Origin of the sequence: Microvirga pakistanensis (assembly GCF_004458765.1) — a bacterium.
GTDB classification, from domain to species: domain Bacteria; phylum Pseudomonadota; class Alphaproteobacteria; order Rhizobiales; family Beijerinckiaceae; genus Microvirga; species Microvirga pakistanensis.
Genome location: NZ_SPJX01000458.1, coordinates 1 through 223, shown reverse-complemented (window position 1 = coordinate 223; position 223 = coordinate 1). Strand labels below are relative to the sequence as shown.

General features: G+C 68.6%; 1 pseudogene. It reads left to right on the top strand.

The window, feature by feature from the left end:
- Positions 1–223: pseudogene (locus E4K09_RS20065) on the top strand (transcription termination factor NusA); the annotation flags it as partial.

Sequence of the window (223 nt, the reverse complement as noted above, 5' to 3'; positions counted from 1 at the left end):
GGCGAAGCTCTTCGCCTCCGAAGTGCCGGAGATCTATGACGGCATCGTCACCGTTCAGGCGGTGGCGCGCGATCCGGGTTCCCGCGCCAAGATCGCCGTGACCTCGCGCGAGTCCTCCATCGATCCGGTCGGCGCCTGCGTGGGCATGCGCGGCTCCCGCGTCCAGGCGGTTGTCGGCGAGCTCCAGGGCGAGAAGATCGACATCATTCCGTGGTCGCCCGAC